The organism is Saccharothrix sp. HUAS TT1 (genome assembly GCF_040744945.1).
GTDB lineage: Bacteria > Actinomycetota > Actinomycetes > Mycobacteriales > Pseudonocardiaceae > Actinosynnema.
In genome coordinates, this window is record NZ_CP160453.1 from 1,351,444 (window position 1) to 1,365,391 (window position 13,948).

Annotated in this window: 15 protein-coding genes; 7 read left to right on the forward strand and 8 right to left on the reverse strand. The window is 72.2% G+C overall.

Features of this window, described 5'->3' with window-relative positions:
• Nucleotides 1-8: 8 nt before the first annotated feature.
• From AB0F89_RS06635 to AB0F89_RS06650, 4 genes are all read right to left on the reverse strand, one after another.
• Nucleotides 9-1,088, reverse strand: coding sequence for a class I SAM-dependent methyltransferase (locus tag AB0F89_RS06635; RefSeq protein WP_367133609.1), 1,080 nt, complete (start codon nucleotides 1,086-1,088; stop codon nucleotides 9-11).
• On the reverse strand, nucleotides 1,085-3,733 hold the full coding sequence (locus AB0F89_RS06640; protein ID WP_367133611.1) for an HAD family hydrolase: 2,649 nt from the start codon (nucleotides 3,731-3,733) through the stop codon (nucleotides 1,085-1,087). The genes AB0F89_RS06635 and AB0F89_RS06640 overlap by 4 nt, the downstream gene beginning before the upstream one ends.
• 88 nt (nucleotides 3,734-3,821) lie before the next feature.
• On the reverse strand, nucleotides 3,822-4,757 hold the full coding sequence (locus AB0F89_RS06645) for an NAD-dependent epimerase/dehydratase family protein (protein ID WP_367133613.1): 936 nt from the start codon (nucleotides 4,755-4,757) through the stop codon (nucleotides 3,822-3,824).
• An 85-nt stretch (nucleotides 4,758-4,842) separates the two neighbouring features.
• On the reverse strand, nucleotides 4,843-5,661 hold the full coding sequence (locus AB0F89_RS06650) for an HAD family hydrolase (protein ID WP_367133615.1): 819 nt from the start codon (nucleotides 5,659-5,661) through the stop codon (nucleotides 4,843-4,845).
• Nucleotides 5,662-5,709: 48 nt separating this feature from the next.
• Here AB0F89_RS06650 and AB0F89_RS06655 point away from each other — a divergent pair, with 48 nt between their 5' ends.
• A complete protein-coding gene (locus AB0F89_RS06655) occupies nucleotides 5,710-6,585 on the forward strand; it encodes an LLM class flavin-dependent oxidoreductase (RefSeq protein WP_367133616.1) in 876 nt (291 codons plus the stop codon).
• A 10-nt stretch (nucleotides 6,586-6,595) separates the two neighbouring features.
• A complete protein-coding gene (lhgO, locus tag AB0F89_RS06660) occupies nucleotides 6,596-7,783 on the forward strand; it encodes an L-2-hydroxyglutarate oxidase (RefSeq protein WP_367133618.1) in 1,188 nt (395 codons plus the stop codon).
• Here the strand turns inward: lhgO and AB0F89_RS06665 are convergent.
• Both AB0F89_RS06665 and AB0F89_RS06670 read right to left on the reverse strand, forming a co-directional pair.
• Nucleotides 7,770-7,961, reverse strand: a complete 192-nt coding sequence (locus AB0F89_RS06665) for a DUF397 domain-containing protein (protein WP_367133620.1) — start codon at nucleotides 7,959-7,961, stop codon at nucleotides 7,770-7,772. The two genes, lhgO and AB0F89_RS06665, sit on opposite strands and share 14 nt — an antisense overlap.
• Nucleotides 7,958-8,803 (reverse strand): DUF5753 domain-containing protein, encoded by an 846-nt coding sequence (locus AB0F89_RS06670; RefSeq protein WP_367133622.1) that lies wholly within the window; start codon nucleotides 8,801-8,803, stop codon nucleotides 7,958-7,960. The genes AB0F89_RS06665 and AB0F89_RS06670 overlap by 4 nt, the downstream gene beginning before the upstream one ends.
• Before the next feature lie 95 nt (nucleotides 8,804-8,898).
• On the opposite strand from AB0F89_RS06670, the gene AB0F89_RS06675 reads away from it, so the two are divergent.
• Complete coding sequence (locus AB0F89_RS06675) at nucleotides 8,899-9,663, forward strand: hypothetical protein (RefSeq protein ID WP_367133623.1); 765 nt, start codon at nucleotides 8,899-8,901, stop codon at nucleotides 9,661-9,663.
• A 107-nt stretch (nucleotides 9,664-9,770) separates the two neighbouring features.
• Nucleotides 9,771-10,172 (forward strand): ribonuclease domain-containing protein, encoded by a 402-nt coding sequence (locus AB0F89_RS06680; protein ID WP_367133625.1) that lies wholly within the window; start codon nucleotides 9,771-9,773, stop codon nucleotides 10,170-10,172.
• Between the two features lie 22 nt (nucleotides 10,173-10,194).
• On the opposite strand, the gene serS is transcribed toward AB0F89_RS06680, so the two are convergent.
• The gene (serS, locus tag AB0F89_RS06685) at nucleotides 10,195-11,445 is read right to left on the reverse strand and encodes a serine--tRNA ligase (RefSeq protein ID WP_367133627.1); all 1,251 of its coding nucleotides are present in this window, start codon (nucleotides 11,443-11,445) and stop codon (nucleotides 10,195-10,197) included.
• A gap of 485 nt (nucleotides 11,446-11,930) precedes the next feature.
• Here serS and AB0F89_RS06690 point away from each other — a divergent pair, with 485 nt between their 5' ends.
• The 3 genes from AB0F89_RS06690 to AB0F89_RS06700 are packed head-to-tail and all read left to right on the forward strand — an operon-like array spanning nucleotide 11,931 to nucleotide 13,413.
• Nucleotides 11,931-12,341: a DddA-like double-stranded DNA deaminase toxin gene (locus tag AB0F89_RS06690; protein ID WP_367133629.1), complete on the forward strand. Its 411-nt coding sequence runs from the start codon at nucleotides 11,931-11,933 to the stop codon at nucleotides 12,339-12,341.
• On the forward strand, nucleotides 12,329-12,778 hold the full coding sequence (locus tag AB0F89_RS06695; protein WP_367133631.1) for an Imm1 family immunity protein: 450 nt from the start codon (nucleotides 12,329-12,331) through the stop codon (nucleotides 12,776-12,778). The genes AB0F89_RS06690 and AB0F89_RS06695 overlap by 13 nt, the downstream gene beginning before the upstream one ends.
• A 35-nt stretch (nucleotides 12,779-12,813) precedes the next feature.
• Nucleotides 12,814-13,413 (forward strand): hypothetical protein, encoded by a 600-nt coding sequence (locus AB0F89_RS06700; RefSeq protein ID WP_367133633.1) that lies wholly within the window; start codon nucleotides 12,814-12,816, stop codon nucleotides 13,411-13,413.
• Between the two features lie 53 nt (nucleotides 13,414-13,466).
• Here the strand turns inward: AB0F89_RS06700 and AB0F89_RS06705 are convergent, their stop codons facing one another.
• Complete coding sequence (locus tag AB0F89_RS06705; RefSeq protein WP_367133635.1) at nucleotides 13,467-13,919, reverse strand: DUF350 domain-containing protein; 453 nt, start codon at nucleotides 13,917-13,919, stop codon at nucleotides 13,467-13,469.
• Between the last annotated feature and the right edge of the window lie 29 nt (nucleotides 13,920-13,948).

Here is a 13,948-nt window from a genome sequence, read left to right on the forward strand (position 1 = left end):
CGGCAGCGCTAGTTCTTGGCCTTGCGCAGCTGCTTGGCCGCGACCCGGCCCAGCTGGTGCAGCACGATGCCCATGTTCGGCTGCTGCACCGACAGCGGGTCGCGCAGCTCGCGCGCCAGCTGCTCCTTCTCGTGGGTCAGCGCGGCGATGGCCTCGTCGCGGCGCGCCAGCTCGGCCCGCAGCTCCTCGATCTCGTGCCGCTGGCCGCTGATGGCCTCGGCCATCCGGTCGGCGTTGTCGGCCGCCGCGACCGCCTCGTACTGCATCCGCAGCACGTGCGTGTACAGCGCGATGCGGTTGTTCTCCAGCTTCGCGAGCAGCTTGGACGACGTGAACGGCTTGAGGCCGTTGAACACCTTCGCCGCGCCGGGCGAGCCCTTGCGGGCCATCACGCCCATGCCGAACACCGCGGGCACGATGTCGAACAGCCAGTCGTCGCCCGCCTCGGCGAGCACGTCCTCGATCGCGGTGAGCACGCCGTTGCGCTCGCCGCCCGCCTCCTCGGCCACGGTGAACGAGCCGAGGCCGACGAAGCCGGCCGGGGTCAGCTCGTCGTGCCAGATCGTCGGGCCGTCGTCGGAGTGCGGGTGGCGCTGGTCGTCGGCCAGCAGCGACGGCTCGTAGTACAGGTCGCGGCGCGACCACGGCCACAGCACGTCGTGGAACGCGATCACCGCGTCCGGCGCGTTGCGGGTGATCCAGGACAGCTCGCCGTGCAGCACCGCGTAGTTGTGGTCGCCGTCGAGCACGTACAGGTCGGCGGGCGGCAGGTCGGCGAGCACCGCGGGCGCGGGCTTCTCGACCAGCTCCAGCTTCGGGTTCTTCGCCAGCGTCGCGCGCAGCTCGTCGCTCGGGTACGGGTCCACGCAGTAGACCCGCTCCGCGCCGAGCTCGGTGTAGATCGAGCTGACCTGGCCGGACTCGACGCCGACCTCGACCACGGTCTTGATCGGCCGGTGCGCGAACACGACCGTGAACATCTCGCGGAACACCGACATCGAGTGCAGCAGCAGCGGCTGCTGCCGGGCGGCCCTGGCCTGGGCGTGCGGGTCCTGCCTGCTGCCCGTCATCTCCGCGTCGACGTTCACGTGTTGCCTCCCAGCTTCCGGATGGCGATCCGGACCGCACCCGCGGCGACACCCGTGGCGCCGCGGGTCCTGTACTCCTGCCGCAGGCGGCCCGAGATCCGCGCGATCCTACGGGCCGGCGGCAGGTGGCCGGAGAGGTGGGACAGCGACTGCGGCAGCACGGCGAACGCCACGGTCACCTGGCCCGAGGACACCAGCCCGCCGGCGAGCTGCGCGATGGGCAGCACCAGGGCCGAGTGCGTGTTGTCGAACTCGACCACGTTGCCGCCCAGCCAGCGGCAGTCCCGGTAGGTCATGCCCGCGAAGTCGTCCGCGGTCTCCCAGCGGATCGGGTGCTCCAGGCGCCTGCCGTTCGCGATCACCCGCGCCTCGATCCAGTCGACCCGCACGATCGCGGGCCGGCCGGGCAGCGCCAGCGTCAGGTCGACCGTGTCGTGGTGCTCGAACGTGAGCCGCGCGAACGACAGGCCGTTGTGGTTGATCCGGACCCGCTTGTTGTCGGCCTCGTGCCACTCGTCGTCCACCGTGCGGTAGCGCAGCCAGGTGTCGAACCGCTCGCCCGCGGGCTCGAACGCGGCCCGGTCCACCGCGCCGGAGGCCAGCGCGCGGGCCGCCGCGCCGAGGCCGGTGTCGGACGCGGCCAGCAGCGCGGGCCAGAACGAGTCGCGCATGGACAGGTCGTCCAGGTCGCCCGGCGACAGGTACGGCAGCGCGGTGCTCAGGTCCTCGGGAACGATCTTGGTGACGACGGTGGAGCCGAAGTTGTCCTCGTGCACCCAGTTGCCGAACACCGCCGCCTCGTCGGCCGTGGGCGCCTTCAGGGCGCTGACCGCGATGTTCGCCAGCCGCGCGATGGCCGCCGGCGAGTCGGTGAGGTCGGCCCACGCGCCGTCGGCGTGGTCCACGTACCGGTTCCAGGTGCTCTGGAACGCCAGCACGCCCTCCTGGGCGGCCAGCCGCTCCGCGTTCTGCGACGGCGACTCCGACACCCGGCCGAGCACCGGCGAGCCGTCCGCGTCGAAGCCGACGAGCGACCCGCACAGCGCGTTCACGCACTGCTCGATCACCTCGGGGCTGCGCACGAGCGTCGCGGCGATGTCCCGCGGGTGCCCGGCCTGCGCCAGGTAGCCCTCGCAGCGCAACCCGGCCAGGTAGGCGCGGGCGGTGCGGTCGTCGGTGGCCAGGTACAGGCCCGACGGGGTCAGGTCGACGCCGACGATCTCCAGCACCTTCGCCAGCTGGTACTGGATGGTGCCGCCCCAGCCGAGGTCGACCAGGGTCAGGTCGGGGCCCTTCAGCGCGCCCGCGTCGGTCAGCGACTTGATCAGCCGCTCGCGGGCCGCGGTGACGGTCACCTTGAGCCGGTTGCGCAGGTGCGGCGTCTCGGTCAGCGCGAGCGCGACCCGCTCGGCGATGCCGCCGTTGTCGATCACCGTGTTCAGCTCGGCGGCCAGGCTCGGCACGTCGCCCGCGCGCAGGTGCAGCACGGACAGCAGCTCGCGGACGCTGAGCCGGTAGCCGCGGCGGATGAACTCGTGCACCGAGTCGGTGTCGAAGTCGGTCAGCCCGGCCAGCGAGGTGACGTGCCGGGACAGCCAGACCGGCTTGGCCGTGACGTCCCAGCCGCGGGCCCGGGCGGCGTTGTTGACCAGGGCGGACAGCAGCTCGCCCTCGCGCATCGGGCACCACAGCACCTTGGTGCCGGCGTCGTGCGCCTTGCGGGCCACCCACTCGGCGAAGCCGGTCAGCACCGGGCCGAGCACCGCGACGCCGTAGCGCCACGCGGTGTCCTGGCTCGCGACCTTGCGCGGCTTGGCCGACTGGAGCGCCTTGGCGCGCAGGCTGGTGAGGCCGAAGTCGCCCTGGGCGTCGTCCAGGTTCGGCGCGTACGCCGCGAACGGCTCCGGGGTGTCGTCCTCGCGCTCCAGCACCTCGGTGTACCAGTCGTCCAGCCGCACGTAGTGCACGGTCCGCACGCCCAGCTCGGACGGCGTCTCGTGGTCGGCGACGAGGTTGTCGCCGACGTGCACGACCTGCTCGGGGCTGCGGCCGAGGTCGCGCAGCACGATCTCGAACAGGCCGTTGGCCTTGTCCAGGCCGTGCTGGTGCGAGCGGAACACCCGCACGTCCCGCATGGAGCCCAGCTCGGGGCGGTCCAGCAGGTGCGCCAGGTGCTCCTCGGTGAAGTAGGTGTCCGACACCAGCACCACCGGCACGTCGTGCTTGTGGGCCATCCGGATCAGCTCGGCGATGTCGAGGTCGACCACCAGGAACTCGCGCTCGACGTCGATCTCGGCCTTGACGAACTCCTCCAGCCGGGAGGGGTCGAACACCTTCGCGGGCATGGCCCGCCAGATGTCGAACAGCGAGACCTCGGTGCCCAGCGCGTCGCGCCCGCGCCGCGCCTTGTCCTCCGCGGTGATCCGCATCCGCCGGAAGGTGGCGTCGGTGACCCACCCGGGCGCCATCCCGGCCGCGCGCAGGCGGGCGCCGAGGATGCCGAACACGTCCGCGGGGCGGGGCACCCGGCGCCAGAGGACGGTGTCGAAGATGTCGAGGGACAGCACCGCGCACGACCGGTCCGCCAGCATCCGGTGGACGTCTTCGAGCAGTGGGTGACGACCCGTGTCCGCGACCTCAGTCATTAGTCTTCTTTCCCGCTCCGCGGCCGTGATGGCCGCATCACCATACCGGGGGACCCACTTCCGGGGTTCCCCTCTCGGACGTCTTGTCTCAGAGACCGCGGAAGTACTCGACGGTGCGCGCGACACCGGTCTCGATGTCCACCCGCGGCTCCCAGCCGAGGTCGCGCCGGGCGGCGCCGGGGTCGAGCGCGGAGGCGCGCAGGTCGCCGAGCCGGGCGGGCGCGAGCTCGGGCGCGTCCGCCGCGCCCGCCGCCTTGGCGACCAGGGCGTGCAGCTCGCGGTCGGACACCTGGTGCCCGGTGCCGATGTTGTAGCGCCGCCCGCCGCCCGCCTCGCCGGAGGCCGCGACGAACGCCGACACGACGTCCTCGACGAACACGTAGTCGCGGGTGTTGCCGCCGTCGCCGAACACCTTCGTCGGGCGGCCCGCGAGCAGCGCGGACGCGAAGATGGCCACCACGCCCGCCTCGCCGTGCGGGTCCTGCCGCGGCCCGTAGACGTTGGCCAGCGCCAGGTGGGTGCACTCCACGCCGTACAGCTGCCGGTAGGTGTTCAGGTACACCTCGCCGGACACCTTGGACGCCGCGTACGGCGACTTGGGGTTGATGGGGGTCGTCTCGGCCACCGGCAGCTCGTCGGGGGTGCCGTAGATCGAGCCGCCCGACGACGCGAACAGCACCTTGCGCACGCCCGCGCGGCGGGCCGCCTCGGCCACGTTGACCGTGCCCAGCACGTTCTTGGTGGCGTCCAGCAGCGGCTCGGCCACCGACACCCGCACGTCGATCTGCGCGGCCAGGTGGTAGACGACCTCGGGGGCGAACCCGGCGACCACGTCGGCCAGCTCCGGCGAGGTGATGTCCACCCGGGAGAACGAGAACCGGTCGGCGTGGGCCGGGTCGGCGGGCGCGGTCCGGGCGCCGCGGCTCAGGTCGTCCACGACGTGCACCTCGTGCCCGTCGCCCAGCAGGCGGTCGACCAGGGTGGAACCGATGAAACCGGCGCCGCCGGTCACAAGTGCGCGCACGAGAGCCTTCTCCTCAACCTGCGGAAATTCGGGACGAACCGGGACGCGACGACCACGATCGGTCACCGCCAGCCTAGAACCCGGCTCAGAACCAGCGTTCCAGGACCAGCGCCACCCCGTCGTCGGCGTTGGCCGCGGTGACCTCGTCGGCCGCGTCCAGGGCGTCCTGGTGGGCGTTGGCCATCGCCACGCCGTGACCCGCCCAGGTGAGCATGGGCACGTCGTTGGGCATGTCGCCGAACGCCAGCACGCCGCTCGCGGGCACGCCGAGCAGGTCGGCGACGGCGGCCAGGCCGGACGCCTTGGTCACGCCGGGGGCGGCGAACTCCAGCAGGCCCTCGTTGGTCGACCAGGTCAGCGCCACCGAGTCGCCGACCAGCGGCCCGGCCGCCCGCGCCATCTCGTCCGAGGTCATGCCGGGGTGCCGGACCAGCAGCTTCACCGCCGGCCTGCCCAGCAGCTGGGCCCGCTGGTGGCCGGGCAGCGGCTGCGCGCCCTCGTCCCACGGGTGCAGGTAGTGCTCGTCGGCGATGAACTCGGCCTCGTCCGGGTCGCGGCCGGACTCGCCGACCCGCTCGGACGCCATCGCGCAGCCGGGCAGCGCCTCGTCCAGCACCGAGGCCAGGTCGGTCAGCTGCCGGGGCGAGAGCAGTTCGGCCGAGACGATCCGGTCCGCGCCGATGTCGTAGAGCACCGCCCCGTTGGAGCACACGGCGTAACCGGACAGGCCCGCGGCCTCGGCCACGTCCGGCACCCAGCGCGGCGGGCGGCCGGTGGCCAGCACGAACGGGACGTCGGCGGCCAGCACCCGGCCGACCATGCCCGCCGTGCGCGGGCTCACCCGCCCCAGGGGTGTGAGCAGGGTGCCGTCGACGTCGGATGCCACCAGGGTTGGTCTCTGCACACCCCCATCGTGCACTCCCCGGGGACGTTCTCGGCTAACGTCGCCGGGGTGCGCACTGGGATTGTGATCCTGCCCGAACACCGCTGGTGGATGGCTGAACACAAGTGGAAGGCCGCCGAGGAGTACGGCTTCCACCACGCCTGGACCTACGACCACATGGGCTGGCGGTCGCTGGTCGACGGGCCGTGGTTCGGGGCCGTTCCCACGCTGGCAGCAGCGGCTTCGGCGACCACCAAGATCCGGCTCGGCACGCTGGTCGCGTCGCCGAACTTCCGCCACCCGGTGCCGTTCGCCCGCGACCTGCTCGCCCTGGACGACGTCTCCGACGGCCGCTTCACGCTCGGTGTCGGCGCCGGCGGTATGGGATACGACACAGAGGTGATGGGCACCACTCCCCCGCGCAGCAGGCAGCGGCGGTTCGAGGAGTTCGTGGCCGCGCTGGACATGCTGCTGGCGCAGGAGCGCACCACGTTCGACGGCGAGTACTACCAGGTCAGGGACGCCCGCAGCGCGCCCGGCTGCGTGCAGCGGCCCAGGCTGCCGTTCGTGGTGGCGGCGAACGGGCCGAAGGCGATGGCGGTCGCGGCCCGGTACGGCACCGGCTGGGTCACCACCGGGCCGGAGACCGACGACGAGGCGGCCTGGTGGGAGGGCGTCGCCCGGATGACCGCGCGGTTCCGCGAGGTGCTGGAGGGCATCGGCCGGGCCAAGGGGTCGATCGACTTCCACCTCAACGCCGACTCGTGCCCGGTGTACTCGCTGACCAGCGTCGAGCACTTCCGGGACGTGGCCGGCCGGGCGCGGGCGCTCGGGTTCACCGACCTGGTCGTGCACTGGCCGCGCGCCGACGGCGTGTACGCGGGCAGCGAGGCGGTGCTGGAGCAGGTGGCGGCCGACGTGCTGCCGGAGTTGGTCGGCAGCTAGCGTTCCCGCCGTGCGACGAGTTGTGGTGATCGGTGGCGGGATCGTGGGCCTGGCGACCGCGCGCGAGCTGGCGCGGCGCGGGCACGACGTGGTTGTGCTGGAGAAGGAGCCGCGCTGGGCGGCCCACCAGACCGGGCACAACAGCAACGTCGTGCACGCGGGGCTGTACTACAAGCCGGGCTCGCTGAAGGCGCGGATGTCGGTGGCGGGCAACGCCTCGATCGTCGCCTACGCCAAGGACAACGGCGTGCCGGTGGAGGTGTGCGGCAAGCTCGTCGTCGCCACCTCGGCCGAGGAGGTGCCGCGCCTGGAGGCGCTGGCCGCGCGGGCCGAGGCGAACGGGGTGCCGGCGCGCCGGATCGGCGTGGACGAGGCCCGCGAGTACGAGCCCGAGGTCGCGACGGTGGCGGCGCTGCGGGTGGAGAGCACCGGCATCATCGACTTCCCGGCCGTGTGCGAGGCGCTGGTGCGCGACCTGGACGGCCACGACCTGCGGCTGGGCACGTCCGCGCTGGCGATCCGGCGGGCGTTGAGCGGCGGCGGGGTCGAGGTGGCCACCGAGGGCGGGGTGGTGCGGGCGGACGCGCTGGTGAACTGCGCGGGCCTGCACAGCGACCGGGTGGCGCGGCTGGCGGGCGTGGCGCCGTCGGCGACGATCGTGCCGTTCCGCGGGGAGTACTACGAGCTGCGGGACGACCGGCGGCACCTGGTGCGCGGGCTGATCTACCCGGTGCCGGACCCGGAGCTGCCGTTCCTCGGGGTGCACCTGACCCGGATGCTGGACGGGAGCGTGCACGCGGGGCCGAACGCCGTGCTCGCGCTGCGGCGCGAGGGGTACCGGTGGCGTGACTTCTCGGCGGCGGACGTGCTCGACGTGGCCCGGTTCCCGGGCACGTGGCGGCTGGCGCGGCGGTTCGCCCGGACGGGGGCCGAGGAGGTGCTGCGGTCGCTGTCGCGCAAGCGGTTCGCGGCGAGCCTGGCGCGGCTGGTGCCCGCGATCCGGGAGGACGACCTGGTGAAGGCCGGGGCGGGCGTGCGGGCGCAGGCCATGCGGGCCGACGGCTCGCTGGTGGACGACTTCCTGATCGACACCGCGCCGCGGCAGGTGCACGTGCTCAACGCACCCTCACCCGCCGCGACGTCGGCGTTGGAGATCGGCCGGCACGTGGCCGGCGAGGTCGAGCTCAGCTGGACCTGAGGACGTGCAGGAACGCGGTGAACGCGGTCCTGCTGAAGTCCAGCACGTCGCCGCCGGGGTTCTTGGTGTCCAAGACCCCGGCCCGCTCCCCGACCGCCACCCCGACGCAGGCGTTGGCGGTGTTGCTGGCACTCGAAGTGACGAACACCCGTCCGTCACGGACCAGTCGCTTCTTCATGATCCCCTCATCGCTCGGATGAACTCGACCGACTCGCCGGCCGGGAGTGCGCGGGCGGCGGTGTCGTCCCACACGGCGCGCAGTTTCGCGACGCCCTCTTCATCTTCCACCGAGTTGCCGCCGATCAGGTTCTCCACGTAGACCGATCCGAGGTCGTCGGCGAAGTCGAGGATGATCATGTTGCCGGAAAGCGCGCCGTAGGCGCCGATGCCGTTCGGGATGACCTGGATGGTGACGTTCGGCAACCGGGCCGCGTCGAGCAGGTGGTCCCACTGGGCCCGCATGACCCCCGGGCCACCGATCTCCCGCCGCAGCGCCGCTTCGTCCACCAGCGCGTGCAGCGTGAGCGGGCGGGGTTGCCGGCGCAGCAGCTCCTGCCGGTTGCGGCGTTCCGGCGCGGCCCGCTCCTCCCAGTTCTCACCAGGCAGCAACACCTGGTTGCCGAGCGCCAAGGCCGCCGCGTAATCGGCGGTCTGGAGCATCCCGGGGATCAGCACGACATCCACCGACCGCTCGGTGACGGCTTCCGCCTCGTCGCGGCGGAAGCGCAGGTAGCTCTTGGGCAGCAGGGCGGCGTGCTCGATGGGCGCGGCCTCGTCGTCGGCCACCTCCCAGAGCGCCAGGGCGCGGTCGCGCTCCTCGTCGCCCACCTTCATCACTGCGAGTATCGCGATGAAGGTCGCCCACCTCGGCCGGGCCTCGCCGGCGATCATGCGGTTCCAGGTCGAGCGCGAGGTGCGCACTTCCTTGATGACCTTGTCTGCCTTGATCCCGGATTGCGCGAGGTAGCCCTCCATGAGGGCGCCGAGCTTCCGCTTGCCGCGCGTGGTGCCTACCGCCATTCGATCACCTTAGCGACTCTCTGTAATCAAACCTAGTTCGGTTTCACCCAATTGGTAAACGCAGTTTCGCGTCACGCAAACGGTACTGTGTACCGATGAACAGGGTGTTGAAGGGTGTGCGGACCTGCATGGCTCGGGGCGCGGTGGACGACGCGGCGACGTTGCTGCTCCACCTGTGGTCGGAGGAACCGGCCACGCCGGGGCTCCGCGAGACGAGCGTGGAACTGGCGGACCGGTTCCCGCTGTCCGAATCGGCGGCCGAGGTGCTGCGCTGCGCGACCGTGACCAGCGCCGAACGCGATTGGCTGCCGGCGGCCGTGGAGCTGGCCAAGCGGGAGGTGGGCGTCCGGCGGGCCCGGTGCCAGGCCGACCCGACGCCCGAGTCGCTGTCCGGGCACGTCGCCGCCCTGGACGTGCTGGCGAGCGTCCAACGCGCCCTCGGCGAGGAGGACACCGCCGCCGCGTTCCTGGCCGAGGTGGTCGAGTGGCAGTACGACCACGGCGACCGGGCCGGGGTGGCGTGGGCGTTGCGGGAACTGGCGGTGCTCGCCATCGGGGCCGGCGACCTCGACCGGGCCGTCACCCGGCTCACCCGCGCCGCGTCGCTGTACCGCGAACAGCCCGACGACCCGGCCATGCGGTCGGCGTGCGGCGAGTGCCGGGTGCTGCTGGCGTGCGTCCGGTGGGCTCAGAACCGGCCGGCGGAGGCCCGGGAGCTGCTGGAAGCGGCGTTGGCCGAGTTCCGGGACGACGACGCGGCGGTGGACGTGCTGCGCCTGCTGGAAGCACTCGACTCCGGCGACGACCTGCCGGAGTCGGTGCCCCTCGGTGGTGAGTTCGGGCAGCTCAGCTGGGTGTGAGCCACCGGAGACCCGTCGGGGTGAATCAGCGCGGCCGGGGCCGCGGCCGGGGGTGGCGGATCGGACGATGGTGGGGACCACCGCCCGTCCTCGCCCGGAGGCGTCCCATGCTCGCTCGTTCACGTCGGCGCGTGCTGTCCGCGCTGGCCTTGACCTTCGCCCTGATGACCGGCGCCGGCGCCACCCCGGCGTCCGCGGCCGTGTACGACTTCTGCGCCGTGCCCGCCTGCGCGGACGCCCGGGGGGCGTTCGAGTACTGGGAGGGCGAGGGGCTGCCCGCGCGCCGCGTCACCAACCACCTGCCGGGTGACCGGTGCTTCACCGGCGGCGGGACCTTCGGCAACCGGGAAGAGCAGTTGCCGGAGGAGGAGCACGGCGCCTACCGCGAGTTCGACGTCTACGCCCGGCCCTGCGGGCAGGGCCGGGACGCGCACCGGATCGTGGTCCACCACGAGACCGGGGAGACCTGGTACACCGGCGACCACTACCGGAACTTCTACCGCCTCTGAACGCCGCTCCCGGCCGCTGCTCCTAGCTGGGCTCGATGACGTCCATGCCCAGGAACGGCCGCAGCGCCTGCGGCACCACGACCGAGCCGTCCGCCTGCTGGTGGTTCTCCAGGATGGCGACGATCCAGCGGGTGGTGGCCAGCGTGCCGTTGAGCGTGGCGGCGATCTGCGGCTTGCCGTTCTCGTCGCGGTAGCGGACGTTCAGCCGGCGCGCCTGGAACGTGGTGCAGTTCGACGTCGAGGTCAGCTCCCGGTACGCCTGCTGGGTCGGGATCCACGCCTCGCAGTCGAACTTGCGCGCGGCCGACGTGCCGAGGTCGCCGGCGGCCGTGTCGATGACCCGGTACGGGACCTCGATCCTGGCCAGCATCTCCTCCTCGTACGCCAGCAGCGCGGCGTGCTCGGCCTCGGCGTCCTCCGGCTTGACGTAGGAGAACATCTCGACCTTGTTGAACTGGTGCACCCGGATGATGCCGCGGGTGTCCTTGCCGTACGAGCCGGCCTCGCGCCGGTAGCACGACGACCAGCCCGCGTACCGCTTCGGGCCGTCCAGGATCTCGTCGGCGTGGTAGCCCGCGAGCGGCACCTCCGACGTGCCGACCAGGTACAGGTCGTCGGCTTCGAGCCGGTAGATCTCGCTCGCGTGCGCGCCGAGGAACCCGGTGCCCGCCATGATCTCCGGCCGGACCAGCGTCGGCGTGATCATCAGCTTGAACCCGGCCGCCGTGGCCTGGGCGACCGCCATGTTCAGCAGCGCCAGCTCCAGCTGCGCGCCCACGCCGGTCAGGAAGTAGAAGCGTGAGCCGGACACCTTCGCGCCGCGCTCCATGTCGATCGCGCCGAGCTTGAGGCCCAGGTCCAGGTGGTCCGCGGGCTCGAAGTCGAACTCCCGCTTCTCGCCGACGTGCTTGAGCACGACGTAGTCGTCCTCGCCGCCCTCGGGCGCGTCGGGGTGGACCACGTTCGGCACGGCCCGGTGCAGCTCGGCCAGCTCGGCCTCGGTGGCGGACTGCTCGGCCTCGGCGGCCTTGACCTCGGCGGCCAGCTCCTTGCCCTTGGCCAGCAGCGCGTCGCGCTCCTCACCCCTGGCCCGGCCGACCTGCTTGCCGAACGCCTTCTGCTCGCCGCGCAGCGCGTCGGCCCGGGCGATGGCCGCCCGCCGGCGCTCGTCGGCGGACAGCAGCGCGTCGACCACGGTCTCGTCCTCGCCACGCGCGCGTTGCGACGCACGGACGGCTTCCGGGTTCTCGCGCACTGCCTTGAGGTCAATCACACGGGCAGCGTAGTACCCGACGGGAAACCCTTTCGAACGCCTTCTGCGGACCCCCGGCACAGCCGGGAACCGCACTGCGGTCGACCGCACAGGTCATGGGGAGGCCGACTCTGAGACTCTTCGCTTTCATTCCATTACTGTCAGTTTCCGGTAGCTCGCCGGCACTGGGAGGGCGGAGTGGCGTCGACAGCCGACGTGGCCGTCCGGGTCCGCGCCGCCGGAGCACTGGAAGGCGCACATCACCTGGAAACCGACGCGGCACAAGTCCTGTCCGCGTTCAACCAGGTGGCGGACGGGTGCAAGGGCTACCTGTGGCCGTTGCTCAACGAGGCCGTCAAAGCCGCTGAGCGCTACGCGGACCGCCTGGCGGTCGAGGGCGCGCCCCGACCGCTCCGGCTGCTCGGCCAGTCCCACAACGACCCCCGACACAGCCGCAGCGGCCCTCGGTCCGCCGAACCGAGCCGGTCGCGCTACCGCGCGAGCAGGTGGAAGCCATACGTCGTACCCTGCCTCCGCCTGTCGTCATCGGGAGCGGGCAGAAGACCGCAGGTCGGTGGATCAACTCGGCGGACGGCACGACCGAGCCGGTCATGAGCGGGTTCGACCCGCGTTCGGCACTGGTGCAGAGCCGACTCGCGCGCATGGGACTGCCCACGGGCACCCGGCGATCCGGCGACGTGGAGATGAAAGTGGCCGCGCACATGGCTGCCAGTGGGATCACGCACGCCGAGGTGGTCATCAACAACACGCCGTGCCGCAACTTTCCCGACAGCTGCGACACCCTCATACCGATCCTGCTGCCGGAGGGGTCCACGCTCACGATCCACGGGCAGTCCCCCAACGGCACCCGTTTTCAGAAGCGATACACCGGAGGAGCAGAACCGTGGTGGCGTTGATCGCGGCGTACGACCCCGAGGGCGAAGGACCGGAGGTGATCACCACGGCGGCCGAGTTGGACACCGTGCTGGACCGGGTGGCCGAGTGGGGGCACCGCGCCCTGGTCGAGCTCAGGCCGGCCGATCCGGCGGACGGGCTCACGCACCGGTACTCGCTGAGCGTCGGTCTGCACGGCGACGCGGACCAGGGGACCTTGATCTACTCCTCGTCCGACGGGATGTGGTTCAGCAAGGCCACGCCTGGTCCGGAGTGGGTCGAGGCCGAGCGGATCTTGTACTACTTCATGTCCTCGGACACCGAGTACCCGCCGGATTCGGAGATTCCGGCGGGTGTGGTGCGTCGGGCAGCGCACGAGTTCATGACCGCCGGTGGGCAGCTCCCGACCGGCCCTGACTGGCACACCCCACCCCCGTGGTACCCCACGCCGTTCCGGTAGCCGGCTTTGTCGGACCCCGCCGGCAGGATGCGCCCGTGGTTGAACGAGCGAACACTGGTCCCGACCTGCTCCCCGACGTCCTGGAGGAGGTCGAGGAGCACGCGCGCGGCGTGGTGCACGGTGGGTTCACGGCGTTGGACGACGCCGTGGAGGCCGTGACCGACTACTTCGAGGACGAGGGCCGGGTCACGCCCGAGGCGGCGCGAGCGGTGGTGGAGAGGGTGTGGCGGGAGCGGGTCGCGGAGCAGGACGGGTGGCCGGCGAGCACCGACGTGGACCGGTTGCTGGCCGTGTTCGACGCGCTCGGTGACGACGGGATCGTGGCGCGGGCCGACTTCACCTGCTGCCAGACCTGCGGGCACGCCGAGATCGGGGACGAGGTCGAGGGCGCGGCGCGGGGGTACGTGTTCTTCCACCGGCAGGACACCGAGGGCGCGGTGGACGGCGGCGGGGTGTACCTCGCCTTCGGCTCGTTCGGGGAGGCGGCCGACGCGGCGGCGGCCGACGTGGCCGTGGCGCGCGACGTCGTCACCGCGCTCACCGCGACCGGGCTGCCGGTGGAGTGGGACGGGTCGGTGCGCACCCGGATCAGGGTCGGGCCGATGGCCTGGCAGAAGCGCCTGCCGGTGGCCTGAGCAGCGCAGAGGGGGTGCGTGCCGGTCGGCGCGCACCCCCTCCGCCACCGGGACTACGAGATCGCGACGGCGACCACGAGGCCGAGCGCGAAGTGCGCCGCCGCCACCACGACGCTGGCCGGGGCGAACCGGTCGGACTCGATCAGCGAGCCGATGTCGAGCCTGGTCACCCACTCCAGCAGCCGGACCGCGAGCACCTGGACGATGATCCCGACGAAGCCGAAGATCAGGGCCGACAGCAGGCCCTCGGCCAGCTTGCCCCCCGAGCTGTAGATCGCCACGACGATGATCAGCGCCATGCTGACCAGGCCCGCCGCGGTCACGATGACCGCGTTCGGCGCGCCGCCGCGGACGAGCGCGCTCAGCTTGCCGGGGGTGGTCCAGTCGATGGCGTAGAAGCCGACGACCATCAGCACGAGGCCGACGATCGCGTAGAGCGCGATGGCGCCGACGCCTTGGCCGATGGCGCTGCCGAAACCGGCGTCCAACGCGAGTGGGGTGATCACTGACCCTCCATGGTGTGCCTGTTGATCGG

Excerpts from the sequence above, each read along its gene's own strand:
- AB0F89_RS06680 (WP_367133625.1), top strand. The coding sequence starts at position 9,771 with ATGCTCGCTCGTTCACGTCGGCGCGTGCTGTCCGCGCTGGCCTTGACC.
- AB0F89_RS06675 (WP_367133623.1), top strand. The coding sequence starts at position 8,899 with ATGAACAGGGTGTTGAAGGGTGTGCGGACCTGCATGGCTCGGGGCGCG.
- AB0F89_RS06665 (WP_367133620.1), bottom strand. The coding sequence starts at position 7,961 with ATGAAGAAGCGACTGGTCCGTGACGGACGGGTGTTCGTCACTTCGAGT.
- AB0F89_RS06670 (WP_367133622.1), bottom strand. The coding sequence starts at position 8,803 with ATGGCGGTAGGCACCACGCGCGGCAAGCGGAAGCTCGGCGCCCTCATG.
- AB0F89_RS06640 (WP_367133611.1), bottom strand. The coding sequence starts at position 3,733 with ATGACTGAGGTCGCGGACACGGGTCGTCACCCACTGCTCGAAGACGTC.